This is a genomic window from Pseudomonas entomophila (genome assembly GCF_013523165.1).
GTDB lineage: Bacteria > Pseudomonadota > Gammaproteobacteria > Pseudomonadales > Pseudomonadaceae > Aquipseudomonas > Aquipseudomonas entomophila_A.
On sequence record NZ_JAAMQI010000015.1, the window covers coordinates 39343 to 64698 of the forward strand.

21 protein-coding genes and 2 pseudogenes are annotated in these 25356 nt (G+C 66.5%); 18 read left to right on the forward strand and 5 right to left on the reverse strand.

Annotated elements, in window-relative coordinates; genetic code table 11:
- Positions 1-21 precede the first annotated feature (21 nt).
- Entirely contained in the window at positions 22-1245 is a 1224-nt protein-coding gene (gene serB, locus G7Z99_RS13400) for a phosphoserine phosphatase SerB (protein ID WP_181094556.1), read from the forward strand.
- A 347-nt stretch (positions 1246-1592) separates the two neighbouring features.
- Here serB and asd read toward each other — a convergent pair whose 3' ends face one another.
- The 3 genes from asd to G7Z99_RS13410 are packed head-to-tail and all read right to left on the reverse strand — an operon-like array spanning position 1593 to position 4860.
- Positions 1593-2456 carry an archaetidylserine decarboxylase gene (asd, locus tag G7Z99_RS19890; protein WP_258197033.1) on the reverse strand — a complete coding sequence of 288 codons (864 nt, stop codon included), beginning with the start codon at positions 2454-2456 and terminating at the stop codon, positions 1593-1595.
- 9 nt (positions 2457-2465) lie between these two features.
- On the reverse strand, positions 2466-3275 hold the full coding sequence (locus G7Z99_RS19895) for a rhodanese-like domain-containing protein (protein ID WP_258197034.1): 810 nt from the start codon (positions 3273-3275) through the stop codon (positions 2466-2468).
- A 46-nt stretch (positions 3276-3321) separates the two neighbouring features.
- The gene (locus G7Z99_RS13410; protein ID WP_181094558.1) at positions 3322-4860 is read right to left on the reverse strand and encodes an HDOD domain-containing protein; all 1539 of its coding nucleotides are present in this window, start codon (positions 4858-4860) and stop codon (positions 3322-3324) included.
- A gap of 130 nt (positions 4861-4990) precedes the next feature.
- On the opposite strand from G7Z99_RS13410, the gene motA reads away from it, so the two are divergent.
- The gene (gene motA, locus G7Z99_RS13415; RefSeq protein ID WP_060395133.1) at positions 4991-5842 is read left to right on the forward strand and encodes a flagellar motor stator protein MotA; all 852 of its coding nucleotides are present in this window, start codon (positions 4991-4993) and stop codon (positions 5840-5842) included.
- A gap of 3 nt (positions 5843-5845) precedes the next feature.
- On the forward strand, positions 5846-6895 hold the full coding sequence (gene motB / locus G7Z99_RS13420) for a flagellar motor protein MotB (protein WP_181094560.1): 1050 nt from the start codon (positions 5846-5848) through the stop codon (positions 6893-6895).
- A 325-nt stretch (positions 6896-7220) separates the two neighbouring features.
- On the opposite strand, the gene rsgA is transcribed toward motB, so the two are convergent.
- On the reverse strand, positions 7221-8252 hold the full coding sequence (gene rsgA / locus G7Z99_RS13425) for a small ribosomal subunit biogenesis GTPase RsgA (RefSeq protein WP_181094562.1): 1032 nt from the start codon (positions 8250-8252) through the stop codon (positions 7221-7223).
- Positions 8253-8387: 135 nt separating this feature from the next.
- Between rsgA and orn the strand changes: the two genes are divergently transcribed.
- Together orn and G7Z99_RS13435 are read left to right on the forward strand one after the other, a co-directional pair.
- Positions 8388-8930, forward strand: a complete 543-nt coding sequence (orn, locus tag G7Z99_RS13430; protein ID WP_181094564.1) for an oligoribonuclease — start codon at positions 8388-8390, stop codon at positions 8928-8930.
- Positions 8931-9063: 133 nt separating this feature from the next.
- Positions 9064-9675 carry a trimeric intracellular cation channel family protein gene (locus G7Z99_RS13435; protein WP_181094566.1) on the forward strand — a complete coding sequence of 204 codons (612 nt, stop codon included), beginning with the start codon at positions 9064-9066 and terminating at the stop codon, positions 9673-9675.
- A gap of 26 nt (positions 9676-9701) precedes the next feature.
- On the opposite strand, the gene queG is transcribed toward G7Z99_RS13435, so the two are convergent.
- Complete coding sequence (queG, locus tag G7Z99_RS13440; protein ID WP_375139156.1) at positions 9702-10778, reverse strand: tRNA epoxyqueuosine(34) reductase QueG; 1077 nt, start codon at positions 10776-10778, stop codon at positions 9702-9704.
- Between the two features lie 50 nt (positions 10779-10828).
- Here queG and G7Z99_RS13445 point away from each other — a divergent pair, with 50 nt between their 5' ends.
- From G7Z99_RS13445 to G7Z99_RS20195, 13 genes and pseudogenes are all read left to right on the forward strand, one after another.
- Positions 10829-11689: an NAD(P)H-hydrate dehydratase gene (locus G7Z99_RS13445; RefSeq protein WP_375139157.1), complete on the forward strand. Its 861-nt coding sequence runs from the start codon at positions 10829-10831 to the stop codon at positions 11687-11689.
- On the forward strand, positions 11677-12150 hold the full coding sequence (gene tsaE / locus G7Z99_RS13450) for a tRNA (adenosine(37)-N6)-threonylcarbamoyltransferase complex ATPase subunit type 1 TsaE (protein ID WP_181094572.1): 474 nt from the start codon (positions 11677-11679) through the stop codon (positions 12148-12150). The genes G7Z99_RS13445 and tsaE overlap by 13 nt, the downstream gene beginning before the upstream one ends.
- Positions 12151-13614, forward strand: coding sequence for an N-acetylmuramoyl-L-alanine amidase (locus G7Z99_RS13455; protein WP_219854208.1), 1464 nt, complete (start codon positions 12151-12153; stop codon positions 13612-13614).
- A complete protein-coding gene (gene mutL / locus G7Z99_RS13460; RefSeq protein ID WP_181094648.1) occupies positions 13614-15539 on the forward strand; it encodes a DNA mismatch repair endonuclease MutL in 1926 nt (641 codons plus the stop codon). Before G7Z99_RS13455 ends, mutL begins: the two co-directional genes overlap by 1 nt.
- Position 15540: 1 nt before the next feature.
- Positions 15541-16503: a tRNA (adenosine(37)-N6)-dimethylallyltransferase MiaA gene (gene miaA / locus G7Z99_RS13465; RefSeq protein WP_181094576.1), complete on the forward strand. Its 963-nt coding sequence runs from the start codon at positions 15541-15543 to the stop codon at positions 16501-16503.
- A 94-nt stretch (positions 16504-16597) separates the two neighbouring features.
- Entirely contained in the window at positions 16598-16858 is a 261-nt protein-coding gene (gene hfq / locus G7Z99_RS13470; protein WP_060395122.1) for an RNA chaperone Hfq, read from the forward strand.
- Positions 16859-16870: 12 nt separating this feature from the next.
- Positions 16871-18172 (forward strand): ribosome rescue GTPase HflX, encoded by a 1302-nt coding sequence (gene hflX, locus G7Z99_RS13475; protein WP_181094578.1) that lies wholly within the window; start codon positions 16871-16873, stop codon positions 18170-18172.
- A 96-nt stretch (positions 18173-18268) separates the two neighbouring features.
- Positions 18269-19447 carry an FtsH protease activity modulator HflK gene (gene hflK, locus G7Z99_RS13480; protein ID WP_181094580.1) on the forward strand — a complete coding sequence of 393 codons (1179 nt, stop codon included), beginning with the start codon at positions 18269-18271 and terminating at the stop codon, positions 19445-19447.
- Positions 19447-20316 carry a protease modulator HflC gene (gene hflC, locus G7Z99_RS13485; RefSeq protein ID WP_181094582.1) on the forward strand — a complete coding sequence of 290 codons (870 nt, stop codon included), beginning with the start codon at positions 19447-19449 and terminating at the stop codon, positions 20314-20316. The genes hflK and hflC overlap by 1 nt, the downstream gene beginning before the upstream one ends.
- 276 nt (positions 20317-20592) lie before the next feature.
- Positions 20593-21780, forward strand: coding sequence for an ATP phosphoribosyltransferase regulatory subunit (locus tag G7Z99_RS13490; protein WP_181094583.1), 1188 nt, complete (start codon positions 20593-20595; stop codon positions 21778-21780).
- A gap of 56 nt (positions 21781-21836) precedes the next feature.
- A complete protein-coding gene (locus G7Z99_RS13495) occupies positions 21837-23129 on the forward strand; it encodes an adenylosuccinate synthase (protein WP_181094585.1) in 1293 nt (430 codons plus the stop codon).
- A 1110-nt stretch (positions 23130-24239) separates the two neighbouring features.
- Positions 24240-24386, forward strand: a pseudogene (locus G7Z99_RS20190) (hypothetical protein); the annotation flags it as partial.
- A 420-nt stretch (positions 24387-24806) separates the two neighbouring features.
- Positions 24807-25291 (forward strand): annotated as a pseudogene (locus G7Z99_RS20195) (methyl-accepting chemotaxis protein); the annotation flags it as partial.
- Between the last annotated feature and the right edge of the window lie 65 nt (positions 25292-25356).

Here is a 25356-nt window from a genome sequence, read left to right on the forward strand (position 1 = left end):
TCATCATTTTGGAGCCTGGTCTTGCGCGAAATCGTCCTGATCAACATCACCGGTGAGGACCGTCCCGGTCTTACCGCGGCCATCACCGGCGTCCTGCTCCAGGGCGGCGTGAGCGTCCTCGACATCGGCCTGGCCGTGATGCATGGCACCTTGTCGTTCGGCATCCTGGTCGACATTCCCGATAACGAAGCCGCCTCGGCGCTGTTGCAGGCGGTCCAGTCCAAGGCGCATGAGCTGCACTTGCAGGCGCGCTACACTCCCGTCTCCGAGACGGACTACCAGCGCTGGCTGGAAGGGCAGCGCGAGGCGCGCCACATCGTGACCCTGCTCAGCCGCAAGGTCAGCCCCGAGCAGTTGCAACAGGTGAGCGCGGCGATCTCCCGGCACGGCCTGACCATCGAGCGCATCGAACGCCTGTCCGCACGCGTGGCGCTGGATGCACCGGTGGACAAGAGCAAGGCCTGCATCGAAATCACCGTGCGCGGTACCCCGGACGATGCACAGGCGCTGCGTGCCGACTTCCTGGGCCTGGCGGATGCGCTGGACATCGACCTGGCCTTCCAGAACGATGATTTGTTCCGTCGCCACCGCCGACTGGCGGTCTTCGACATGGACTCGACGCTGATTGAGGCCGAGGTGATCGACGAGCTGGCCAAGGCCGCAGGCGTAGGCGAACAGGTCGCGGCCATCACCGAGCGAGCCATGCGCGGGGAGCTGGACTTTCGCGCCAGCTTCAAGGAACGCATGGCCTTGCTCAAGGGGCTGGACGTGGGCGTGCTCGACCAGATCGGCGCCTCGCTGCGCCTGACCGAGGGCGCCGAGACCCTGTTCGCCGAACTCAAGCGGCTGGGTTACAAGACGGCCATCCTGTCGGGCGGGTTCTCGTATTTCGCCAGGCAGGTCCAGGCGCGCCTGGGCATCGACTACGTGTTCGCCAACGAGCTGGAGGTGGTGGACGGCAAGGTGACCGGTGTGGCCGTGGAGCCGATCGTCGATGCGCAGCGCAAGGCCGACCTGCTGACCGAGCTGGCCCACAAGGAAGGGCTGAGCCTGGAACAGACCATCGCGGTCGGTGACGGGGCCAATGACCTGCCGATGCTGGCCCTGGCCGGACTGGGCGTGGCCTTCCGCGCCAAGCCCCTGGTGCGTCAGTCGGCGCGCCATGCCATCTCGACGCTGGGGCTGGACGGTGTGCTTTACCTGCTGGGCCTGCGTGACCGCGAGGCGGGCGGCAAGGCGCGCTAGGCGCTGGGCGCACTACAAGGCTGCCGGCCCTGTCCGGCTGATCTATTCGGGGCCGCTCCGCGGCCCATCGCGGCACTGGGGCCGCTCCCACCTGGGACCGCGATTGCCTGTACCACTGCGGTGGGTGTAGGAGCGGCCCCCGTGCCGCGATTGGGCCCACAGGGCCCACATTGGCACTTGGCAGAAACCATGGACTCTGCGCAGAGCACTGCGGCTGCCTGTACCACTGCGGCGGGTGCAGGAGTAGCCCCTGCCGGGGCACCGGGCCGCTCGCGATGAGGCCGGTGAGCCCGGCCTCGACAGGGAAGGTGGCCCGAGCTTGTCAGGCCACACATGCGAAGCCGACTTCAGGCCTCGGCAGGCACCGCCAGCAACTGGCCCATGTTCACCACCGAGCCTGCGCCCAGCAGGTCCTGCCACTTCACCTGCTGCGGGCCGAACAGCACGATGGCGGTCGAACCCAGCTTGAAGCGGCCCAGCTCCGCGCCCTTTTCCAGATGGATCGGCGTGCGGCTGGCCTCGTCGTAGCGGAACGTCTTCAGCTCGCGCTTGGGCGGCGTCACCAGCCCTGCCCAGACCGTCTCGACCGAGGCGACGATCATCGCGCCCACCAGCACCACGGCCATCGGCCCGCGTTCGGTGTCGAACAGGCACACCACTCGCTCGTTACGGGCGAACAGCTCCGGCACGTTCGCCGCCGTGGTCTGGTTGACCGAGAACAGCCGGCCTGGCACGTAGACCATCTCGCGCAGGGTCCCTGCCAACGGCATGTGCACGCGGTGGTAGTCTTTCGGCGACAGGTAGATGGTGGCGAACTCCCCGCCCATGAAGGGTGCCGCCAACGCCGGATCGCCGCCCAGCAGCTCCTGGGCGCTGTAGCTGTGGCCCTTGGCCTGGAAGATCCGGCCGTGCTCGATGGGCCCCAGCTGGCTGACCGCGCCATCGGCCGGGCACAGGATACCGCCCGGCGTCGGGTCCAGCGGGCGGGCGTCGGCTTTCAGCGCACGGGTGAAGAAGGCGTTGAAATGCTCGTAGGCGGTCAGGTCTTCGACCAGCGCCTGGGACATGTCCACCTGGTAACGCTTGGCGAACCAGGCGGTGAAGGCATTCTTGAACCAGCGCACGCGGCACTCGGCGACGCAGCCGGCCAGGCGCGACAGCAGGTGGTGCGGCAGCAGGTACTGACTGAGGATGAACAATCGGGATTTCATAGGTTTCCTTTAAACGTCGACAGGCGTGTCCGGGTGGTTGCCCCATTCGCCCCAGGAGCCGGCATACGCCTTGACCCGTGGGTAACCCAGGTGCTTGGCCACCAGGTAGGTGAAGCCCGAACGATGGTGAGACTGGCAGTGGGTGATGATTTCCTTGTCCGGCGTGATGCCCAGGCCGGCGAGCACCGACGCCAGGTCGGTGCGCAGGCGCAGGTGGTCATCGTGCTGCATGCCGGCGGTCCATTCGAAGTTGATTGCGCCGGGTACGTGCCCGCCTTTGGCGGCGAGCACTTTTTCGCCCCGGTACTCGGCCGGGGCACGCGCGTCCCAGACCACCAGGTCCGGCTGGCCCAGGCGGCTTTGCAGGTACTCGCGCGTGGCAGTCGGGGCGGGATCGAGGTGCAGGTGCACAGGAGCGGTCGCCGGCGTGGGGACCTCGGTGGTGAGCCGGTCGCTCGGCCAGCCGAGCACACCGCCGTTGAGGTAGTGGTACTGCGTGTGGCCAATGACGTCCAGCAGCCAGATGAACCGCCCGGCCCAGCCACCGCCCTCGTCGTCGTACACCACATAGACAGCGTCCGCCCGGTGCCCCAGCTCACTGAACAGCTTTTCCAGTTCGGTCTGGGTAGGCAGCAGGCCCGGAGCCGGCAGTTGGCCCAATTGCGTGCGCTTGGGATCGACGAAGCGGGCGCCGGGCAGGTGACCGCTGGCATACCGGGCGGCGCTGGTCAGGTCGACCAGGATCAGCGCAGGGTCGTCGAGCCGGGGCAGCAGGTCAGCCGGTTCGATTACCAGGGGCAGGCCGGAAAAGTCGGTCATCCGCAGTCTCCACGGGGAAGTTGAAGGGGCGATTGTAGCGCAAGGCTCAGGCGTTGCGGCTACCGAAGGTGGTCAGCGCACGCTCGATGCACTGCGCCGTCTTGCCGAAGGCTTCCACGCTGACCTCGCTCAACGGGCGGCCCTGCTGGTCGACGATCATCAGCATCACCACCTGGCCATTGACGGCCAGCGAGCGCATCAGCAGGTGCTCACTGCGCCACAGGGCCCACAGGGGCGGCGGCAGCAGGCTCGACAGGCGCGAGTGGTTGTCGGGCGTGAGGCGCAGCTGGCCGGGTTGGCCGGCAAGCTTCTGCAGGACGGCACTCTGGTCGAGCGCCAGCTCCAGGCGTATGGCCTCGGCCGTCAAGCCGACGCTCTGCACCACGCGCAAGCACTGGTTGACCCGGTCCAGCGCCAGCAGCAAGACCCGCTGCATGCCGCTGACCAGCAGGGCTTCGCGCGCCTGGGTGGCCAGGTGCACGAGGTTGGTGAAGGGGCTGGGTTGGGCCAGCAGCTCGCCGCACAACCGGCGCCACTGCTGCATGTCCTGGGCGCTCGGCGGTGGGGGCGTCAGCATGTCCGGGTGCGGCCGACGCTGGTCCCAGGGCCAGATCAGGGCTTCGGCCGGGTGGAACAGGGCCTTGCGCGCATGGCGGCGGGCACTGGCGGCGGCCTGTTGGTGGACCTGCTGCTGCACGTCGTCCAGCGTGGTCTGCAGGTACAGGCTGGTCAGCAGTTGCCAGCGCAGCAAGTGGGGGTTGTCCCAGCCCACCTGCGCCGCCAGCGCCAGGCCGTTGGCCAGCAACACCGTATTGGCCGGCTGGTTGAACCAGCGGCGCAGGCCGGGTTCCTCGTCCAGCCGCTGTTGCTGCACCAACGGTTCGGGTTCGCGGGCGATGTTCAGCACCTGCACCAGTTGCTCACGCTCTTCAAGCAGCAGGCGATAGCCCTGGGTGACCCATTCCGGCAAGCGCCAGTGGGTGGCCACGGCCTGGCACAGCTCCATGATGCGCACACCGAACAGCTCGTGCTCGACGGCCGTGGCGTCTTCACCCTTGTGGATCACCCGCAGCTCCCAGGCATCGAGCAGCGCCGGGTAGGTGGCGGCCAAGGGCCACAGGGGGGAAAGGAACAGCAGGCTGCCCCAGTGGATTTCCTGCCACAGGCGCGCCAGGCGACTGGCGAACAGACCGCTGGCCTGCTGGCTGGCGTGTTGGCTGATCATCTGGAACTGACGCAGCACTGGCGGGATGGCATCGGCGTCCACCGCCGGCAGGCGTGCAAGCAGGCGCGCCGTGCGTTCGAGGCCCAGGCGGTTGAGCGCGATCTCCAGGCTTTCCGCCGGCTCCGCCTGGCTGGCGTTGGCCGAATGGTTGGCCTCGCGCATCACGCTCAGCACCAGCGCGGGGCTGCCCTGCATCAGGTCGGCGATGTCACGCAGCGAGCGCCGGCTGTCGTTGATGGCCGACAGCACCCGGTCATGGCTGGTCTTGGGCACCGGCAGGCGTACGCCGTCCAGCAGCTTGACCCAGGCATCGAGCGTGGCGGGGGGCTTGGTGGCGGTCACCTTGGTGTCATCTGGCATTCTGACATCGGCCTTCAACTGGCTTTTCGATTGGACTGACTATAGTCTGGCGCAGTTCTGCCGATAAAGAGAAGAAGCGTTTTCAAGCGCCCGCCCCACCCCCTGACCACGACAGCAAGTGCTTTGAACCATGGCTAAAATTATCGGCATCATCGTCGTATTCGCGAGTGTGCTCGGCGGATACGTGCTTTCCCACGGCAAGATCGCGGCATTGATCCAGCCTTTCGAGGTCATGATCATCGGCGGGGCCGCCTTCGGGGCGTTCCTCCAGGCCAATCCTGGCTACATGACCATGCACGTCATCAAGAAGTCGCTGAAGATGTTCGGCTCGCGCTTCACCCATGCGTTCTACCTCGACGTGCTGGGGCTGGTCTACGAGATCCTCAACAAGAGCCGTCGCGAGGGCATGATGGCGGTCGAAGCCGACATCGAAGACCCGGCCGCCAGCCCGATCTTCGCCAAGTACCCTGGGGTGCTGGCCGATGAGCGCATGACGGCCTACATCTGCGACTACCTGCGGATCATGTCGACCGGCAACATGGCCCCCCATGAGCTCGAGGGCCTGTTCGACATGGAACTGCTGAGCCTCAAGGAGGAACTCGAGCATCCCTCCCATGCGGTGACCGGTGTCGCCGACGGCATGCCCGGCTTCGGTATCGTCGCGGCGGTACTGGGCATCGTGGTGACCATGGCGTCGCTGGGCGACGGCGACCAGGCGGCGATCGGCATGCACGTGGGCGCGGCACTGGTCGGGACCTTCTTCGGTATCCTGGCCGCCTACGGCTTCTTCGGCCCGCTGGCCACCTGCCTGGCCCACGACGCCAAGGAAGAGGTGAACCTGTACGAAGCGATCAAGGCGTCCCTGGTGGCGTCCGCTTCCGGCATGCCGCCGTCGCTGGCCGTCGAGTTCGGGCGCAAGGTGCTGTACCCCAAGCACCGCCCGAGCTTCGCCGAGCTGGAACAAGCCGTTCGCGGTCGCTGAGTCATGGAGAACAATCAGCCGATCATCATCAAGCGCGTCAAGCGCTTCGGCGGTGGGCACCATGGCGGCGCCTGGAAGATCGCCTTCGCCGACTTCGCCACGGCGATGATGGCGTTCTTCCTGGTGCTGTGGCTGCTGTCGACGGCCACGCCCGAGCAGAAGCTCTCCATCGCAGGCTACTTCAAGGACCCCATCGGGTTCACGGAGAGCGGCACGCCCTATGTCATCGACCTGGGCGGCTCGCCGGAGCTGGCGCCGGACAAGACCATCAACCCCGAGCAGCAGACCGAGCCGCTCAAGCGCGACAACCTCGACATGGACCAGGACCAGGTGCAGACCATGGCCGAGCAGCTCGAGCACCAGCGGTTGGAATTGCTGCTGCAGGAGCTGCAGAACAAGGTCGATCAGAATCCCGAGCTGCAGAAGTTCAAGGACCAGATCCTGTTCGAGATCACCCAAGACGGTCTGCGCATCCAGATCATGGATGCCGAGAACCGGCCGATGTTCGCGTTGGGCAGCGCGCGGTTGCAGCCGTACTTCGAGGACATCCTGCTGGCCATGGCCGACACCATCAAGGGCGTGCCGAACAAGATCAGCGTCAGCGGCCACACCGACGCCAAGGCCTATGCCGGCAACGGCGAGTTCGGCAACTGGGAGCTGTCGGCCAACCGTGCCAACGCGGCACGCCGGGCGCTGGTGGTGGGTGGCTACCCGGATGAGCAGGTGGCACGGGTGGTGGGCTATGCCTCGTCGTCGCTGTTCGACCGCAAGGACCCGTACAACCCGGTCAACCGGCGCATCGACATCATCGTCCTGACCAAGAAGGCGCAACGCGACATCGAAGGCGAGCAGAGCACCCCGGCCACGCCAGAAGCCGCACCGAGCCCGGCGCCGACACCCGCGCCGACGGGTTCGACACCTGCACCTGCGGCACCTGGCGCCGCTGCGCCCGATCAGAGCAGCGCGGCGCCGATGCAGCCGCGCGAGCTGCGACAGAAGTTGAACATCTTCGACAACGGCACGCTGAAACTGGACGAAGCCAGGGAGGGGTGAGGAACTCTGCTCGCACCCCTGCATGCAAGCAGGTCATGTGAGAACAGCTGTCTCTCTGCGCGTTGATCCATGCCATGACTGCGCTGAGGGTCTTGTGGGCCCCTCGGGCCCAATCGCGGCACAGGGGCCGCTCCTACACCCAATGCGGTGAAGCAGGCCATCGCGGTATCCTGAGCGGCCCCTGCCGGGGCGCCGGATCGGCCGCGATTGGGCCCGCAGGGCCCATAAAGTCAGCCCCTCCAATCGTCAGGCCAACCTGCCCTGGCAGCACACCCATGCTCAGCCCTCGCAATGAGCACGACGCCGCTCGCACATCAGCTCGCCCTCAGTATTCATCCTCCGGCAAGCTGGCGATGATCGATCGATAGCTGTGCATCCGCTGCGGCTGAATCCGCCCCTCCTCCAACGCTCCCAGCAACGCACACCCCGGCTCGCGGTCATGCTTGCAGTCGCGGAAGCGGCAACGTCCCAGCAGGTCGCGGAACTCGATGAAGCCGGCCTCGACGTCGTCGCGGCTCACGTGCATCAGGCCGAATTCACGAATGCCCGGCGAATCGATCAGGTCCCCACCGTTGGGGAAGTGGTAGAGCCGTGCCGTGGTCGTGGTGTGCGTGCCCTGGCCGGACCAGTCGGACAAGTCGCCCACTCGCGTGCGCGCCGCCGGCAGCAGGCTGTTGACCAGTGAGGACTTGCCGACGCCGGACTGCCCGACGAACACGCTGGTGAAGCCGTCCAGCGCTTCCTGCAGGCGCTGCATGCCTTCGCCACCGTGAGCGGAGACTTCCAGCAAGGGGTAGTCCAGGCTGCGGTACACCGCCAGCAACGCTTCCAGCGCTGTACGGTTGTGCTCGTCGATCAGGTCGGCCTTGTTGAGCAGCAGCAGTGGCTGGATGCCGGCGTGCTCGGCCGCCACCAGGTAGCGGTCGATCAGGTTGGCCTGCGGTTCGGGCGCCGGGGCGAAGACGATGACGATGCGGTCGACGTTCGCCGCCACCGGCTTGAGCTGGCCGTGATTGTTCGGGCGGCACAGCTCGGTGCTGCGCGGCATCTGCGCAACGATCACGCCGATTCCCTGATTGCCGGCACGCCAGACCACCCGATCGCCCGTTACCAGGGCCGGCAGGTTGGCGCGCAGGTGGCAGCGGAAAAGCTCGCCGGCCGCCTCGCCATCCTGGGCCTCGACATCGACCTGCACGCCGAAATGCGCGATCACCAGGCCTAGCCGCTCCGGGCCCAGGTCGCCGCCTTCGAGTTCCTGCAGCACCTGCTGTTCGCGTTTGGCGGCACGTGCGGCGCGCTCGCCCTGGATTTTTTCGATGCGCCAGTTCTGGCGACGGTTGAGCTGGCGTTTGGCCATGAATGTTCCGTGTTGGCGAGCAGAAATAAACGGCTGGCAGTCTAGCACGCCCATCCCCTGCGATTGCGCACGCTTGGGCGGCGCATGCGCGGCGCAACTGGGCTACCATGACGGCCTAGTCGAGGAGCCTCAAGCATGCAGAACCCACAGAACCTGATCTGGATCGACCTGGAAATGACCGGGCTGGACCCGGACAGCGACGTCATCATCGAAATGGCCACCATCGTCACCGACAGCGACCTCAATACCTTGGCCGAAGGCCCGGTGATCGCCATCCACCACAGCGACGAGGTGCTGGCACGGATGGACGAGTGGAACACCCGCACCCATGGCGCCTCGGGCCTGACCCAGCGCGTGCGCGACAGCCGCATCGACATGGCCGAGGCCGAGGCGCAGACCTTGGCGTTCCTGGAGCAATGGGTACCCAAGGGCGCATCGCCGATCTGCGGCAACAGCATCTGCCAGGACCGCCGCTTCCTGTACCGGCACATGCGCGGGCTGGAAAACCACTTCCATTACCGCAACCTGGACGTCTCGACCCTCAAGGAGCTGGCCGCGCGCTGGGCGCCGGCGGTGCGTGATGGGTTCCGCAAGGGCAACACCCACCTGGCGCTGGACGACATCCGCGAGTCGATCGCCGAGTTGCGCCACTACCGTGAGCACTTCATCAAGGCGTGAAGCCGTCAGCAGGCGTGAAGCTGCGTTGGCACAAGAGCGCCTGCCACCGAAATGCGCGCGGCGTGCAGTCAATGCGCTGCCGCTTGCCGCTGCCCATCAGGTAGACTGCGCGCCTTTTTGTCGGAGGCCTGTCATGTTGCTGATGCTGTACCTGATCGCGATCACCGCCGAAGCCATGACCGGCGCCCTGTCCGCAGGGCGACGGGGGATGGACTGGTTCGGGGTGGTGCTGATCGCCTGCATCACCGCGCTGGGCGGTGGTTCGGTACGCGATGTGCTGCTCGGGCATTATCCCCTGACATGGGTGAAGCACCCTGAATACCTGGTGCTGACCAGTTTCGCGGCGCTGCTGACGGTGTTCATCGCACCCCTGATGCGTCACTTGCGCTCGCTGTTCCTGGTGCTCGACGCCCTGGGTCTGGTGGCCTTCACCCTGATCGGCTGCATGACGGCGCTGGAGATGGGGCAGGGCCTGCTGGTCGCCTCGATCAGCGGGGTGATCACCGGCGTGTTCGGCGGCATTCTGCGCGACATCTTCTGCAACGATATCCCGTTGGTGTTCCGGCGTGAGCTGTACGCCAGCGTGTCCTTCGCGGCCGCCTGGTTCTACCTGGGCTGCGTGCACTTCGAGGTGCCGCCGGAGCAGTCCATGCTGCTGACCTTGTTCGGCGGGCTCCTGATCCGCTTGCTGGCGATCCGGTTCCACTGGGAGATGCCCAAGTTCCACTACAACGATCAGCCGTGAGCGAGCAACGGCCTGACCTCTGATCGCTATACCCCATGCCGCTCGAGCGCCCAGGCGACATGTTCGCGCACCAGGTCGGACGGGTGGTCGCGGCGCGCCTGCAGCGCCTCCAGAACGGGGATCGTGGACGGCGCGTTGCCCAGGCCCACTGCCAGGTTGCGCAGCCAGCGTTCGTACCCTGCGCGGCGCAGCGGCGAGCCTTCGGTCCGGCTCAGGAACGTCGCTTCGTCCCACAGGAACAACGCTGCCAGGTCGGCGTTCTCCAGGCCGTGGCGGGGCATGAAGTCGCTCTCGCCGGTCGGGCGGGCGAAGCGGTTCCACGGGCAGGTGATCTGGCAGTCGTCGCAGCCGAAGACGCGGTTGCCGATGAGTGGGCGCAGCTCCACCGGGATGGCGGTCTTCAATTCGATGGTCAGGTAGGAAATGCAGCGCCGCGCGTCGAGCTGGTAAGGGCCGACGAAAGCCTGGGTCGGGCAGATGTCCAGGCACGCCTGGCAGCGGCCGCAATGCTCGGTGGCCTGGGCCTCGTCCACCGGCAGGGGCAGGTCGACGAACAGCTCGGCGAGGAAGAAGTAGCTGCCGGCCTTGCGGTTGAGCAGCAGGGTGTTCTTGCCGATCCAGCCCAGGCCGGCCTGCTGGGCCAGGGCCTTTTCCAGCACCGGTGCGCTGTCGACGAAGGCGCGAAAGCCGAAGGGTCCGATCTCGGCCTGAATGCGCTCGGCCAGGTGCTGCACGCGCTTGCGCACCAGCTTGTGGTAGTCGCGGCCCAGGGCATAGCGCGAGATGTAGGCCTTTTCGGGCTGCGCCAGGCGCTGGGCCATGGCGGTGTCGCCCGGCAGGTAATCCATGCGCAGGGAAATCACCCGAACCGTACCGGGCACCAGCTCGGCCGGGTACGACCGCTTGCTGCCATGCGCGCCCATGTAGTCCATGTCGCCGTGGTGGCCGGCCTCCAGCCAGCGACGCAGGTGATGTTCGTGCTCGCCCAGGTCGATACCGGCGATGCCAACGTGAGAAAAGCCCAGCGTTTGCCCCCAGTCCTTGACGGACAGGGCCAACGCGGCGAGATCGAGAGAGTGGACAGACATGGATGGGCAAGGCATTACAGGCTCAGGTGCGTATAATTCTGCCAGACATCGGAGCCGTTGACCTTATGCCTCAGACCAAACACAGCCAAAGCGACCCCCAGCCGATCCGTGGCAAGGACCTCACCGGCCTGGCGCCGCGCTCGCCAGGCGCCCACAAGGGCGACTTCGGGCATGCCCTGATCGTCGGGGGTGACCTGGGGACCGGTGGGTCGGTCCTGCTCAGCGGCGAAGCGGCGCTGCGCTGCGGCGCCGGTCTGGTCAGCGTCGCCACCCGGCCCGAACACGTCGGTGCCGGCCTGACCCGGCTTCCCGAGACCATGTGCCTGGGCGTCGCCTCGGCCAATCAGCTCATGCCGGTGCTCGAGCGCGCCTCGGTGGTCGTGGTCGGCCCAGGTCTGGGGCAGGCGGCCTGGGGGCGCAGCTTGCTGTCGACGGTGGTCACCGCACGGGTCCCGCAGGTCTGGGACGCCGATGCGCTCAACCTGCTGGCCAGCACCCCCATGACGTTGCCCGAGGGCAGCCTGATCACGCCTCACCCCGGCGAAGCTGCGCGCTTGCTGGGCTTGTCCACCCAGGCTGTGCAGGCCGACCGGCCAGGCGCGGCGCGTGCCTTGGCGCGCACGCACGGGGTGGTCTGCGTGCTCAAGGGCGCCGGGACGCTGGTGGCCGACCCGACCGGACGGCTGGCGCGCTGCGACCATGGGCACCCGGCCATGGCCGGTGCCGGGCTGGGCGATGTCCTGACGGGCGTGCTCGCGGCCCTGGTGGCGCAGGGGCTGGACGCCTGGGCGGCGGCTTGTCTCGGTGTCTGGCTGCACGCCCGCGCCGGCGAACGGCTGGGTGAGCAGGGGCGCGGGCTGGCCGCCAGCGACCTGATCCCGGTCATCAGAACCTTGTTGGAGGAGCACTCAGCGTGTCTGGCATAACCTTGTATCTGGCCGATGAGCAGGCGACCGTCGCCTTCGGCGCACGCCTGGCCGGGCTGACCGCCGGGCATGGCATCCTGTTTCTCGAGGGCGACCTGGGCGCGGGCAAGACCACGCTCTGCCGCGGCCTGATCCGCGGCCTGGGCCATGAGGGGGCGGTCAAGAGCCCGACCTTCACCGTGGTCGAACCTTATGAGATCGGTGAGGTCCGTGCTTATCATTTCGATCTGTATCGGCTGGCCGATCCGGAGGAGCTGGAATTCATGGGCATTCGCGATTATTTCGATGATGACCCGCTATGCCTGTTCGAGTGGCCGGGCAAGGGTGAGGGCATTTTGCCAAAGCCTGACCTGACCATTACCATACGCCCGCAGGGCAGCGGCCGTTCGCTGCACCTGACGCCGCAAAGCGCGCGCGCCGATGCCTGGTGCAGTGCACTGGCGGCCGAATTCACACAGTAAATGGGGAAAGGTATGCGCCTACGCGCACTGGTCACTCTGGTTGGGCTGCTGTTGACGGCAGTGACCATCGACGCGCTGGCCGCTACACAGGTCAAGAGCGTGCGCCTGTGGCGTGCGCCGGACAACACGCGGCTGGTGTTCGACCTGACCGGCCCGGTACAGCACAACGTCTTCACCCTGAGCGCGCCGAATCGTCTGGTCATCGACATCAATGGCGCGACCCTCGGCGGGCCGCTCGACGTCGCCACTTCCAACACCCCGATCACCAGCCTGCGCTCGGCCCAGCGCACGCCGACCGACCTGCGCGTGGTGATCGACCTCAAGCAGGCCGTGACGCCCAAGAGCTTCACCCTGGCGCCGAATGCCCAGTACGGCAATCGCCTGGTGGTCGACCTGTACGACAGCGAAGCCGACGCGATCGCCGCCAGTACGCCCACGCCTGCCCCGGCCATCGCGCCTGCCACGGTGCCGGTGCCGACCGTCACCCGGGCACCGGTGCCCGTGCCCTCCGCACCGACGCAGTCCACGCTCAAGTTGCCGCCTGCGCCGAGCGGCAAGCGCGACATCGTGGTCGCCATCGACGCCGGCCATGGCGGTGAGGACCCGGGCGCATCGGGGTCGCGCGGTCAGCACGAGAAAGACATCGTCCTGCAGATCGCCAAGGAACTGCAGCGCCAGGTCAGCGCCGAAAAAGGCTACCGGGCCGAGCTGACCCGCACCGGCGACTACTTCATCCCGCTGCGCAAGCGCACCGAGATCGCGCGCAAGAAAGGCGCCGACCTGTTCATTTCCATCCATGCCGACGCGGCGCCGTCCACGGCGGCCTTCGGGGCCTCGGTGTTCGCCCTGTCCGACCGCGGCGCCACGTCCGAGACGGCGCGCTGGCTGGCCGACAGTGAAAACCGCTCCGACCTGATCGGCGGTGCCGGCAATGTCAGCCTCGACGACAAGGACCGCATGCTCGCCGGGGTGCTGCTCGATCTGTCGATGACCGCCACCCTCAGTTCCAGCCTGAACGTGGGGCAGAAGGTGCTCGGCAACATGGGTCGCATCACGTCGCTGCACAAGCGCCGTGTCGAACAGGCCGGGTTCATGGTGCTCAAGTCGCCGGACATCCCGTCGATCCTGGTCGAAACCGGCTTCATCTCCAACGCCAACGAAGCCGCCAAGCTGGCCAACCCGAGCCATCAGCAGGCCCTGGCGCGCTCGATCACCAGCGGCGTGAAGCAGTTCTTCCAGCAGAACCCGCCGCCAGGCACCTACATCGCCTGGTTGCGTGACAGCGGCAAGATCGCCCAGGGCCCGCGCGAGCACACCGTGCGGCCAGGCGAGACGCTGGCGATGCTCGCCGTGCGCTATCAGGTCAGCGAAGCAGGGTTGCGCAGCGCCAACGGGCTGAAGACCGATGCGCTCAAGGTCGGTCAGCAACTGAACATCCCCAACACCACGCTGGCCTCGCAATGATGAAGGGCGATGCACGTATCCAGTTGCTCAGCCCGCGACTGGCGAACCAGATCGCGGCCGGCGAGGTGGTGGAACGTCCCGCCTCGGTGATCAAGGAGCTGCTGGAAAACAGCCTGGACTCCGGCGCCCGGCGCATCGACGTCGAGGTGGAGCAGGGCGGGGTCAAGCTGCTGCGCGTACGCGACGACGGCCAGGGCATCGCGGCCGACGACCTGCCGATGGCCCTGGCGCGCCATGCCACCAGCAAGATCCGCGAGCTGGAAGACCTCGAAGGCGTATTGAGCCTGGGGTTTCGCGGCGAAGCGCTGGCCTCGATCAGTTCGGTGGCACGCCTGACCCTCACCTCGCGTACCGCCGATGCCGGCGAAGCCTGGCAGGTGGAGACCGAAGGCCGTGACATGACGCCCCGGGTCCAGCCGGCTGCCCACCCGGTCGGCACGTCGGTCGAGGTGCGCGACCTGTTCTTCAACACACCGGCGCGGCGCAAGTTCCTCAAGAGCGAAAAGACCGAGTTCGACCACCTTCAGGAAGTCATCCGGCGCCTGGCGCTGGCACGTTTCGACGTGGGCTTTCACCTGCGTCACAACGGCAAGGTGGTGCTCGGCCTGCACGAAGCGCCCGATGAGGTCGCGCGTGCCAGGCGGGTCGGGGCCATCTGTGGCCCGGGCTTCCTGGAGCAGGCCCTGCCGATCGAGATCGAGCGCAACGGCCTGCGCCTGTGGGGTTGGGTCGGGCTGCCGACGTTCTCGCGCAGCCAGGCCGACTTGCAGTATTTCTTCGTGAACGGCCGTGCCGTGCGCGACAAGCTGGTCGCCCATGCCGTGCGCCAGGCCTACCGCGACGTGCTGTTCAACGGCCGGCACCCGACCTTCGTGCTGTTTCTGGAGCTCGACCCGACCGGGGTCGACGTCAACGTGCACCCGACCAAGCACGAGGTCCGCTTCCGTGAGGGGCGCACGGTGCACGATTTTCTCTATGGCACGCTGCACCGCGCCCTGGCCGACGTACGGCCCCAGGATCACGCCGCCGCCGCCGTGCCCACTGAAGACGTGCCGGTACCGACCGGGTTGCAGGCAGGGGTGTTCGGCCCACAGGGTGAGATGCGCCTGGCCGCCTCGACCCTGGAACCGACCTTCGCGGCGCCCGCCGTACCCGCGTCGACGACCGGCAGCGGCTACGGCAGTAGCACGGGCGGGGGCGCAGGTGGGGGTCAGGGCTACGCCTATACGCCACGTCCCGCGCCCCAGGTGCCGGCGGCCGAAGCCCAGGCCGTCTACCGCGAGTTCTTCTCGCCGCTGCCTGGCGCTGCGCCGGCCGGCCTGCCCGAAGCGCAGGGCGACATTCCACCCCTGGGGTACGCCCTGGCGCAGCTCAAGGGCATCTACATCCTGGCCGAGAATGCCACCGGCCTGGTGCTGGTCGACATGCACGCCGCCCACGAGCGCATCATGTACGAACGGCTGAAGGTCGCCATGGCCAGCGAAGGCCTGAGCGGCCAGCCGTTGCTGGTGCCCGAGTCGTTGGCGCTGAGCCAGCGTGAGGCCGACTGCGCCGAAGAGCACGCCGACTGGTTCCGACGCCTGGGCTTCGAGCTGCAGCGGCTCGGCCCGGAAAGCCTGGCAATCCGTCAGATCCCGGCGCTGCTCAAGCAGGCCGAGGCCAACCGCCTGGTGCAGGACGTGCTGGCCGACCTCATGGAGTACGGCACCAGCGACCGGATCCAGGCGCACCTCAACGAACTGCTCGGCACCATGGCCTGCCATGGCGCAGTGCGGGCCAACCGGCGGCTGGCGATCCCGGAGATGAACGCCCTGCTGCGGGACATGGAAACCACCGAACGCAGCGGCCAGTGCAACCACGGGCGCCCGACCTGGACCCAGATGGGCCTGGACGATCTCGACAAACTTTTCCTGCGCGGTCGGTGACATGAGCGGCAAGCCCCCTGCAATCTTCCTGATGGGCCCCACGGCGGCCGGCAAGACCGATCTCGCCATCGCGCTGACCCAGGTCCTGCCGTGCGAGCTGATCAGCGTCGACTCGGCGCTGATCTACCGCGACATGGACATCGGCACGGCCAAACCGTCCAAGGACGTGCTGGCAGCCCATCCACATCGCCTGATCGACATCCGCGACCCGGCGCACAGCTACTCGGCTGCCGAATTCCGGCACGACGCCCTGGCGGCGATGGCCGACATCAGCGCGCGTGGGCGCATCCCGCTGCTGGTCGGTGGCACCATGCTCTACTACAAGGCGCTGGTCGACGGGCTGGCGGACATGCCGCCGGCCGATGCCCAGGTACGCGCCGACCTCGAGGCCGAAATGGCCACGCTCGGTCTGGCCGAGCTGCACCGTCAGCTGGCCGAGGTCGACCCCGAGTCGGCCGCGCGCATCCACCCCAACGACCCGCAGCGGCTGGTGCGTGCCCTGGAGGTCTACCGCGTCAGCGGGCAGAGCATGACCGCCCACCGGGCCCGTCAGCAGCAGGCGGCGCAGGCCGGTGATGACGGGGCGCTGCCCTATACCGTCGCCAGCCTGGCGATCGCGCCGGCGAATCGTCACGTCCTGCATGAACGAATTGCGTTACGATTTGCCCAAATGCTGGAGCAAGGGTTCGTCGAGGAAGTGCGTGCACTTCGAAACAGACGTGACTTGCACGCCGGATTGCCGTCTATACGAGCAGTGGGCTATCGGCAGGTCTGGGACCATCTCGATGGCACACTGACCGCGGCGCAGATGCAGGAGCGTGGCGTGATCGCGACCCGGCAACTGGCCAAGCGGCAATTCACCTGGCTGCGAAGCTGGCCTGACCTGCATTGGCTGGACAGCCTGGCCGATGACAACCTGTCGCGCACCTTGAAATACCTCAGGACCATCTCCATATTGGGCTGAGTCCTTGTACATACCGGCTATCCTTACGGTGACCGGCATGAATCCACCGTTTATCACCGTTTTTTTACTATTGATCCTTACAGGAGTGCGGCATATGTCAAAAGGGCATTCGCTACAAGACCCTTACTTGAACACCTTGAGAAAAGAAAAAGTCCCGGTCTCGATCTACCTGGTCAACGGCATCAAGCTGCAAGGCTCGATCGAGTCGTTCGACCAGTTCGTCGTTCTGCTGAAGAACACCGTCAGCCAGATGGTCTACAAGCACGCCATCTCCACGGTCGTGCCCGCCCGTCCTGTTCGCCTGCCTAGCCCTACCGATTCCGAGGGCGGCGACGCCGAGCCAGGTAACGTTTGATAGGAGTCTCCCTTGTTCTTTGAGCGCCACGGTGGTGGTGAACGGGCGCTGCTCGTTCACTTGGAAGGTCAGAACCCTGAGGCGCGCGAAGACCCGCAGGAGTTCCAGGAGCTGGCGCTGTCGGCAGGCGCCGACATCGTCGCGCTCGCCAACGTGGCGCGTCATCAGCCCACGGCCAAGTACCTGATCGGCAGCGGCAAGGTCGAGGAACTGCGCGACCTGGTCAAGACCCAGGAAGCCGACCTGGTCATCTTCAATCACACCCTCACGCCCAGCCAGGAGCGCAACCTCGAACGCGTGTTCGAGTGCCGTGTGCTCGACCGTACAGGCCTGATTCTCGACATCTTCGCCCAGCGCGCCCGTACGCACGAAGGCAAGCTGCAGGTCGAGTTGGCCCAGCTCGAGCACATGAGCACGCGCCTGGTGCGTGGCTGGACTCACCTGGAGCGGCAGAAGGGCGGTATCGGCCTGCGCGGCCCCGGCGAGACCCAGCTGGAAACCGACCGCCGCCTGCTGCGGGTTCGCCTGAGGCAGATCAAGGCGCGCCTGGAAAAGGTCCGCAGCCAGCGTGAACAGGCCCGCCGCGGGCGCCGCCGTGCCGACATCCCGTCGGTGTCGCTGGTCGGCTACACCAACGCCGGCAAGTCGACCCTGTTCAATGCCCTGACCCAGTCCGAGGTCTACGCCGCCGACCAGCTGTTCGCCACGCTCGACCCGACCTTGCGCCGTCTGCAACTGGACGACCTGGGGCCGATCGTGCTCGCCGACACCGTGGGCTTTATTCGTCACCTGCCGCACAAGCTGGTCGAGGCGTTTCGCGCTACGCTCGAAGAGTCGAGCAACTCCGACCTGCTGCTGCACGTGATCGATGCCCATGAGCCCGAGCGCATGGAGCAGATCGAACAGGTGCTGGCGGTACTGGGCGAGATCGGTGCCGAAGGCTTGCCGATCCTCGAGGTGTATAACAAACTCGACCTGCTCGAAGATGTCGAGCCGCAGATCCAGCGCGACCCGGATGGCAAGCCGGAGCGGGTGTGGGTCTCGGCGCGGGACGGGCGTGGCCTGGAGCTGGTTGGCCAGGCGATCGCCGAGTTGCTGGGGCATGACCTGTTTGTCGGCACCCTGCGTCTGGAGCAGCCGTTGTCGCGCCTGCGTGCGCAGTTCTTCGAACTGGGTGCGGTGCAGAGCGAAGAACACGACGAAGAAGGCAGCAGCCTGCTGGCGGTGCGTCTGCCACGGGTCGAGCTCAACCGTCTGGTCAGCCGTGCCGGCTTGGAGCCGGAAGCGTTTCTCGAGCAACACACTTTGCAATAAATGCCCGACCACGTCGCCGGGCAGCCGTGACAGGCATTCTGTAGCATTGGACGGCGCGCCGTGGGCGCGTCTTTGCTTTATCAGATGGAGAGCGCTATGGCTTGGAACGAGCCGGGTGGCAACTCGAACAATCAGGATCCCTGGGGCGGTCGCCGTGGTGGCGGCGGTGGCGACAAGAAGGGGCCACCGGATCTCGACGAGGCCTTCCGCAAGCTGCAGGACAGCCTGAACGGCATGTTCGGCGGTAACAAGAAACGCGGTGGTGGGGACAGGCGCGTCGGCAAGGGTGGCGGCTTCGGCCTGCTGGGCATCGGCCTGGCGGTGCTCGCAGCCATCTGGCTGTACAGCGCCGTGTACGTCGTGGACGAACAGGAGCAGGCCGTCGTGCTGCGCCTGGGCAAGTACCATGAAACCGTCGGTCCAGGCCTGAACATCTACTTCCCGCCGATCGATCGCAAATACATGGAAAACGTGACGCGCGAACGGGCCTACACCAAGCAGGGGCAGATGCTCACCGAAGACGAGAACATCGTCGAGGTGCCACTGACCGTGCAGTACAAGATCAGCAGCCTCAAGGACTTCGTGCTCAACGTCGACCAGCCGGAAATCAGCCTCCAGCATGCGACCGACAGCGCCCTGCGCCACGTGGTGGGTTCCACCGCGATGGACCAGGTGCTGACCGAAGGCCGTGAGCAGATGGCCGTGGACATCCGCGAGCGCCTGCAGCGTTTTCTCGACACCTACCGTACCGGTATCACAGTCACCCAGGTGAACGTGCAGAGCGCGGCAGCCCCGCGTGAAGTGCAGGAGGCCTTCGACGACGTGATCCGTGCCCGTGAAGACGAGCAGCGTGCACGCAACCAGGCCGAATCCTATGCCAATGGCGTGATCCCCGAGGCGCGCGGTCAGGCGCAGCGGATTCTCGAAGACGCCAACGGTTACCGGGACGAGGTGGTCGCCCGCGCCAAGGGTGAGGCCGACCGCTTCACCAAGCTGGTCACCGAGTACCGCAAGGCCCCTGACGTGACCCGTCAGCGCCTGTACCTGGAGACCATGCAAGAGGTGTACAGCAACTCGAGCAAGGTCCTGGTCACGACCAAGGAAGGGCAGAACAACCTGCTCTACCTGCCGCTGGACAAGATGGTCGAAGGGAGCCGCAATGCGCCTGCGCAGAGCGCCTCGACCTCGCTGTCGAACAGTGAGGCGGCCAATCGGGCGAACACCGACGCCCAGCAGCAGCAACAGCAGTCGGTACGTACCAGGGAGAGTCGCTGATGAGCAACAAATCGCTGATCGCCCTGATTGCCGCCGTGGTGCTGGCCATCGTGGCGTGGAACAGTTTCTACATCGTGGCGCAGACCGAACGCGCGGTCCTGCTGCAGTTCGGCCGCGTGGTGCAGCCTGACGTGCAGCCTGGCCTGCACGTGAAGGTGCCGTACGTGAACCAGGTGCGCAAGTTCGACGCGCGGCTGATGACCCTCGACGCCCCGACCCAGCGGTTCCTGACGCTGGAGAAGAAGGCCGTGATGGTCGATGCCTACGCCAAGTGGAAGGTCAAGGACGCCGAGCGTTTCTACACCGCCACCTCCGGTCTCAAGCAGATCGCCGACGAGCGTCTGTCGCGTCGTCTGGAGAGCGGCCTGCGTGACCAGTTCGGCAAGCGCACCCTGCACGAAGTGGTCTCCGGTGAACGGGATGCGCTGATGGCGGACATCACCGCGTCGCTCAACCGCATGGCCAGCAAGGAGCTGGGCATCGAGGTGGTCGACGTGCGGGTCAAGGCCATCGACCTGCCGAAGGAAGTCAACCGCAGCGTGTTCGACCGCATGAGCACCGAGCGTGAGCGCGAGGCACGTGAACACCGCGCCAAGGGTAACGAGCTGGCCGAAGGCATCCGTGCCGACGCCGATCGTCAGCGCCGCGTGCTGCTGGCCGAGGCCTATCGCGAAGCCGAGGAAACCCGCGGTGACGGCGATGCGCAGGCCGCGTCGATCTACGCAGGTGCCTTCACCCAGGACGCCGAGTTCTATGCGTTCTACCGCAGCCTGCAGGCGTACCGCGAAAGCTTCTCCAGCAAGAGCGACGTGCTGGTCCTGGATCCGAAGAACGAGTTCTTCCGCTTCCTGGAAAAAAGCAAACCCTGACCCAGGGTGGTCGATGAACCCCGCCGGGCAGCTAAAATGCCAGGCGGGGTGCATACCGACGGAAAACGGGTGTATGATCAGTCAGCCGGGAAATTCCCGGCTTTTTTGCGTCTGCAAGGTTCGTTGGCCTGAGGATCGGCCCGGATGCAACGTATTCAAGGATGTCCGCACGGCGGTTACGCTGGGATGGGTGCTGCCCGCCGTTGGGCGCGGACCTTCGTTTCACTCATGGCTCGCCGGCAGGCAGGCCGCCCGAACCAAAGGGGAAATGGCGTAATGGCAACGGTAGACCGCTGGCTGCTGCCAGATGGCATCGAGGAAGTACTGCCGCCTGAGGCCGCGCGTATCGAGATCGCGCGTCGGCAGGTGTTGGACCTGTTCCAGAGTTGGGGTTACGAGCTGGTCGTCACGCCGCACATCGAGTACCTCGAGTCGCTGCTGACCGGCGCCGGCCAGGACCTGGACCTGCGTACCTTCAAGGTCGTCGATCCGCAGTCCGGCCGCCTGATGGGCTTCCGGGCCGACTTCACGCCGCAGGTCGCGCGTATCGATGCCCACACCCTGCGCCGCGAAGGCCCGAGCCGCCTGTGCTACGCCGGCAGTGTGCTGCATGCTCAGCCACGTGCGCTGTCCAATTCGCGCAGCCCGATCCAGCTCGGCGCCGAGCTGTACGGCGATGCCAGCCCGACCAGCGATGTCGAAGTCATCAGCCTGATGCTGGCCATGTTGCAGTTGGCCGACGTGCCGGACGTGCACATGGACCTCGGGCATGTCGGCATCTACCGCGGCCTGGCGCGCGCCGCTGGCCTGTCGGGCGCAGCCGAACAGCAGTTGTTCGATGCCCTGCAGCGCAAGGCCAGCGACGAGGTGCACGCCTTGACCGCCGACCTGCCGCAGGACCTGGCGAACATGCTGCGCGCCCTGACCGAGCTGTGCGGGGGCCGTGAGGTGCTGACCGAGGCGCGGACCCGCCTGGGCCGCGCGCCGGCCACCGTGCTGGCGGCCCTCGACGACCTGCTGTCGATCGCCGATCGCCTGGCGGCGCGGTTCCCGGAGCTGCCGCTGTATTTCGACCTGGGCGAATTGCGCGGTTACCACTACCACACCGGTGTGGTCTTCGCGGTCTTCGTCCCTGGGGTCGGGCAGTCCATCGCCCAGGGCGGTCGTTACGACGACATCGGTGCCGACTTCGGGCGGGCACGGCCTGCCACCGGCTTCTCCACCGACCTGAAGACCCTGGTCACCCTAGGGCGTGCCGAGATCGTGCTGCCCACGGGCGGCATCTGGACACCCGATCATGGCGACGCCGCATTGTGGCAGGCGGTCTGCCAGTTGCGTCAGGACGGCCAGCGCGTGGTGCAGGCCCTGCCAGGGCAGCCGCTGAGCGCGGCGTTCGAGGCGGACTGCGACCGCCAGTTGATCCTGCAAGACGGGCGCTGGCAGGTTCTGCCGCTGACCCGCTGAATTTCTTCGCCGGCCGTCGGCCGGCAACCAAGTTGCGTGAATGAGGACAAGTAATCATGGGTAAGAACGTCGTCGTCCTGGGCACCCAGTGGGGTGATGAAGGCAAAGGCAAGATCGTCGACCTGCTGACCGAGCACGCCGCCGCCGTGGTGCGCTACCAGGGTGGTCACAACGCAGGCCACACGCTGGTGATCAATGGCGAGAAGACCGTCCTGCACCTGATCCCCTCGGGCATCCTGCGCGAAGGCGTGCAGTGCCTGATCGGCAACGGCGTGGTCGTCGCGCCGGACGCCTTGATGCGTGAGATCACCAAGCTCGAGGAGAAGGGCGTACCCGTACGTGAGCGCCTGCGCATCAGCCCGGCCGCGCCGCTGATCCTGTCCTACCACGTGGCCCTGGACCAGGCCCGCGAGAAAGCCCGTGGCGAAGCCAAGATCGGCACCACCGGCCGTGGCATCGGTCCGGCCTACGAAGACAAGGTCGCGCGCCGCGGCCTGCGTGTGGGCGACCTGTTCCACCGCGAGCGTTTCGCTGCCAAGCTGGGCGAGCTGCTGGACTACCACAACTTCCAGCTGGTCAATTACTACAAAGAGCCGGCCATCGACTTCCAGCAGACCCTGGACGAGTGCATGGCATACGCCGAGCAGCTCAAGCCGATGATGCTCGACGTCACCGCCGAACTGCACAACCTGCGCCGTGCCGGCAAGGACATCATGTTCGAAGGCGCCCAGGGCTCGCTGCTGGACATCGACCACGGCACCTATCCGTTCGTGACCAGTTCCAACACCACCGCCGGCGGTATCTCCACCGGTTCTGGTGTGGGTCCGATGTACCTGGATTACATCCTCGGCATCACCAAGGCCTACACCACCCGTGTCGGTTCTGGTCCATTCCCGACCGAGCTGTTCGACGAAACCGGTGCCACCCTGGCCAAGCGCGGCCATGAGTTCGGCTCCACCACCGGTCGTGCCCGCCGTTGCGGCTGGTTCGATGCCGTGATCCTGCGTCGCGCCATCGACGTCAACAGCATCTCCGGCATCTGCCTGACCAAGCTGGACGTGCTGGACGGCCTGGAAACCATCAACATCTGCGTGGGCTACAAGAACGCCGATGGCGATGTGATCGAAGCACCGACCGACGCCGACAGCTACATCGGCCTGCAGCCGGTGTACGAGACCCTGCCAGGCTGGAGCGAGTCGACCCTGGGCGTGAAGAGCCTGGACGGTCTGCCAGCGGCAGCGCGCGACTACATCAAGCGCATCGAAGAGCTGGTCGGCGCACCGATCGACATCATCTCGACCGGCCCGGACCGCAACGAAACCATCGTGTTGCGTCACCCGTTCGCCTGATTCGCCTCGGCTGATCGACCCGACGCCGCGCTCCCGAAAGGGGCGCGGCGTTTTCGTTTGGACAAGGTGCTTTCGGCAGGTCGCTTCTCGAGCCGTACGCAGGTCGAGGGCTTTTCAGACAAGCTTCAGACCGTGAGGCCCACCGGCCATTATCGGCATAACCCTTGCTGCAAAGCGTTTCTGTCAGTGCCATCAAAATAGTGGCTCCAGAAACACGAGGGTTACGCCGTGTCCGCCATCCTTTCATTGTTACGAAGCCGACTCCTGCGGCCGGTGTTCGTGGCCTTGGGTATCGCTTTGCTGGTCCAGGTGCTGGTCGCGGTGATGCTGACCCGGGGCACCGTCACCCGCTTGCAGTCGGACCTGGAACAGCGTTTCGGTGACGACAGCCGCGAGCTGGCCCATGAACTGCAACAGGCGGGTCAGGAGGTGCGTTCGGGCCTGGACAGCCTGTCCGACAGCACCCGACAGCGGTTGAGCGCAGGCTTGTCCGCCCGTTTGCAGGGCGAGCAGCAGCAGTTGCGCACCACCTTGGAGAACAACCTCAAGGAGTCGGCCAATGACATGGCGCAGTTGCTGGCCTCGGTGGCCCCGCGCGCCATCTGGGACAACGACGTGCCGGTGCTGTCGGATTTCGCCCGGCGTGCCCAGCGCAATCCCAATGTCCTGTTCGTGGTCTACGACGACGCCCAGGGTCAGCACCTGACCCGCTACCTCAACCGCCAGAACCCGATTAACCAGACCTTGTTGGCCAAGGGCCAGGGCGAGCGGGCATTGGACAAGGTGATCGATGCCGCTCGCCACGATGCGGCGGTGTACTTCGTCGAAGCGTCCATCAGCCCCAACGGCGCCGAGATCGGCAAGGTGCTGATGGGGGTGTCCACCGCTGACATCGAGCAACAGCTCTCGGCCCTCGACCAGCGTTTCACCGCCCTGATCGGCAGTGGCGGGCAGTTGGTCCAGGAGAGCCTGGTGGGGGCGGCCGCCGACAGCGGCAATGTGCTGCGCCAGCGCCTGGAAAAGGCCCAGGCCAGCGCTACGGCCATGCAGGCCAACACCGCACAGGCCGTGCGCGAGGCGGCCAGCGAACTGCGCTGGCGCATCGGCCTGATGTTGGCGGTGGTCGGGCTGGCCGTCCTGCTCCTGGTGGCCGTGGTGCTGGGCCGTCGAGTGCTGAGCAAAGTAAGGCTGCTGATCGGAGCGCTCGATGACCTGGCCGCTGGCGAAGGCGATCTGACCCGACGTGTGCCCCTCGACAGTCGCGACGAACTCGGCGACATGGCCTCGGCGGTCAACCGCTTCATCGACAAGCTGCAACCGATCGTGCGCGAAGCCGGCGCGGTGGCGCAGCGCACCGGCGTCGAGATCGATGCCATGGCCCAACGCAATGCCGGTGCCGATACCGCGGCCGCGTTGCAGCGCGACGAAGTGGCCGCCAGCCTGCGCGACCTGTCGAGCATGGCCGACGAAGCCCAGGCCGAAAGCCACGCCATGCAAGCGGCCTTGCAGCAGGTGGTGGACATCCGCCAGGCCACCGACGAGAACAGCCGCAGCTCCACCCAGCTGGCCGGTCTGATCGAGAACCTGGCCGGTCAGGTGGATGCCGGCGCGCAGGTGATCGAACGGCTCGCCCGGCAGAGCCAGCAGATCGAGGTGGTGCTGACGGTCATCCATGGCATTGCCGAGCAGACCAACCTGCTGGCCCTGAACGCCGCCATCGAGGCAGCCCGCGCGGGGAAACCGGGCGCGGCTTCGCCGTGGTGGCCGACGAAGTGCGTGCACTGGCCAGCAAGACGCAACGTTCGACGGGGGACATCCAGGCGCACATCGCCGCGCTGCAGAAAGGCGCGAAGGAAGCGGTGGCCAGCATCGGTCAGGCCGGCCTCAAGGCCAATGAAGGCTTGTTGGTGCTGCGCGACAACGAACGGCGTCAGCAGTCGGTGCAGGTGGCCGTGGAGCAGGTCCATGCCGCCATCGGCCTGGCCACCCGCGCCGCCGAGCAACAGGCCAACGGCGCCCAGGCCGTGCGTGGACGGGTGGAAACCATCCATGCCCAGGCCGAGCGCTCCGCTGCGGTGGTGATGCAGACCACGGCCAGCAGCAAGGTGCTGGATGATCTGGCAGGGCAGCTGCGGGCGAGCCTGGGGCAGTTCAAGGCATGAGCCAGGTCCTGTAGCCAGCGAGGGCTGGCTTCAGGGCCTGGCTTATCAGCGTCTGCAAGGGTACG

Bases quoted from the DNA above. Each gene is read 5' to 3' on its own strand.
- asd (WP_258197033.1), bottom strand. From the start codon at position 2,456: ATGAAATCCCGATTGTTCATCCTCAGTCAGTACCTGCTGCCGCACCAC.
- G7Z99_RS19895 (WP_258197034.1), bottom strand. From the start codon at position 3,275: ATGACCGACTTTTCCGGCCTGCCCCTGGTAATCGAACCGGCTGACCTG.
- G7Z99_RS13410 (WP_181094558.1), bottom strand. From the start codon at position 4,860: ATGCCAGATGACACCAAGGTGACCGCCACCAAGCCCCCCGCCACGCTC.
- motA (WP_060395133.1), top strand. From the start codon at position 4,991: ATGGCTAAAATTATCGGCATCATCGTCGTATTCGCGAGTGTGCTCGGC.
- motB (WP_181094560.1), top strand. From the start codon at position 5,846: ATGGAGAACAATCAGCCGATCATCATCAAGCGCGTCAAGCGCTTCGGC.
- rsgA (WP_181094562.1), bottom strand. From the start codon at position 8,252: ATGGCCAAACGCCAGCTCAACCGTCGCCAGAACTGGCGCATCGAAAAA.
- orn (WP_181094564.1), top strand. From the start codon at position 8,388: ATGCAGAACCCACAGAACCTGATCTGGATCGACCTGGAAATGACCGGG.
- G7Z99_RS13435 (WP_181094566.1), top strand. From the start codon at position 9,064: ATGTTGCTGATGCTGTACCTGATCGCGATCACCGCCGAAGCCATGACC.
- queG (WP_375139156.1), bottom strand. From the start codon at position 10,778: ATGCCTTGCCCATCCATGTCTGTCCACTCTCTCGATCTCGCCGCGTTG.
- G7Z99_RS13445 (WP_375139157.1), top strand. From the start codon at position 10,829: ATGCCTCAGACCAAACACAGCCAAAGCGACCCCCAGCCGATCCGTGGC.
- G7Z99_RS13455 (WP_219854208.1), top strand. From the start codon at position 12,151: ATGGGGAAAGGTATGCGCCTACGCGCACTGGTCACTCTGGTTGGGCTG.
- mutL (WP_181094648.1), top strand. From the start codon at position 13,614: ATGAAGGGCGATGCACGTATCCAGTTGCTCAGCCCGCGACTGGCGAAC.
- miaA (WP_181094576.1), top strand. From the start codon at position 15,541: ATGAGCGGCAAGCCCCCTGCAATCTTCCTGATGGGCCCCACGGCGGCC.
- hfq (WP_060395122.1), top strand. From the start codon at position 16,598: ATGTCAAAAGGGCATTCGCTACAAGACCCTTACTTGAACACCTTGAGA.
- hflK (WP_181094580.1), top strand. From the start codon at position 18,269: ATGGCTTGGAACGAGCCGGGTGGCAACTCGAACAATCAGGATCCCTGG.
- hflC (WP_181094582.1), top strand. From the start codon at position 19,447: ATGAGCAACAAATCGCTGATCGCCCTGATTGCCGCCGTGGTGCTGGCC.
- G7Z99_RS13490 (WP_181094583.1), top strand. From the start codon at position 20,593: ATGGCAACGGTAGACCGCTGGCTGCTGCCAGATGGCATCGAGGAAGTA.
- G7Z99_RS13495 (WP_181094585.1), top strand. From the start codon at position 21,837: ATGGGTAAGAACGTCGTCGTCCTGGGCACCCAGTGGGGTGATGAAGGC.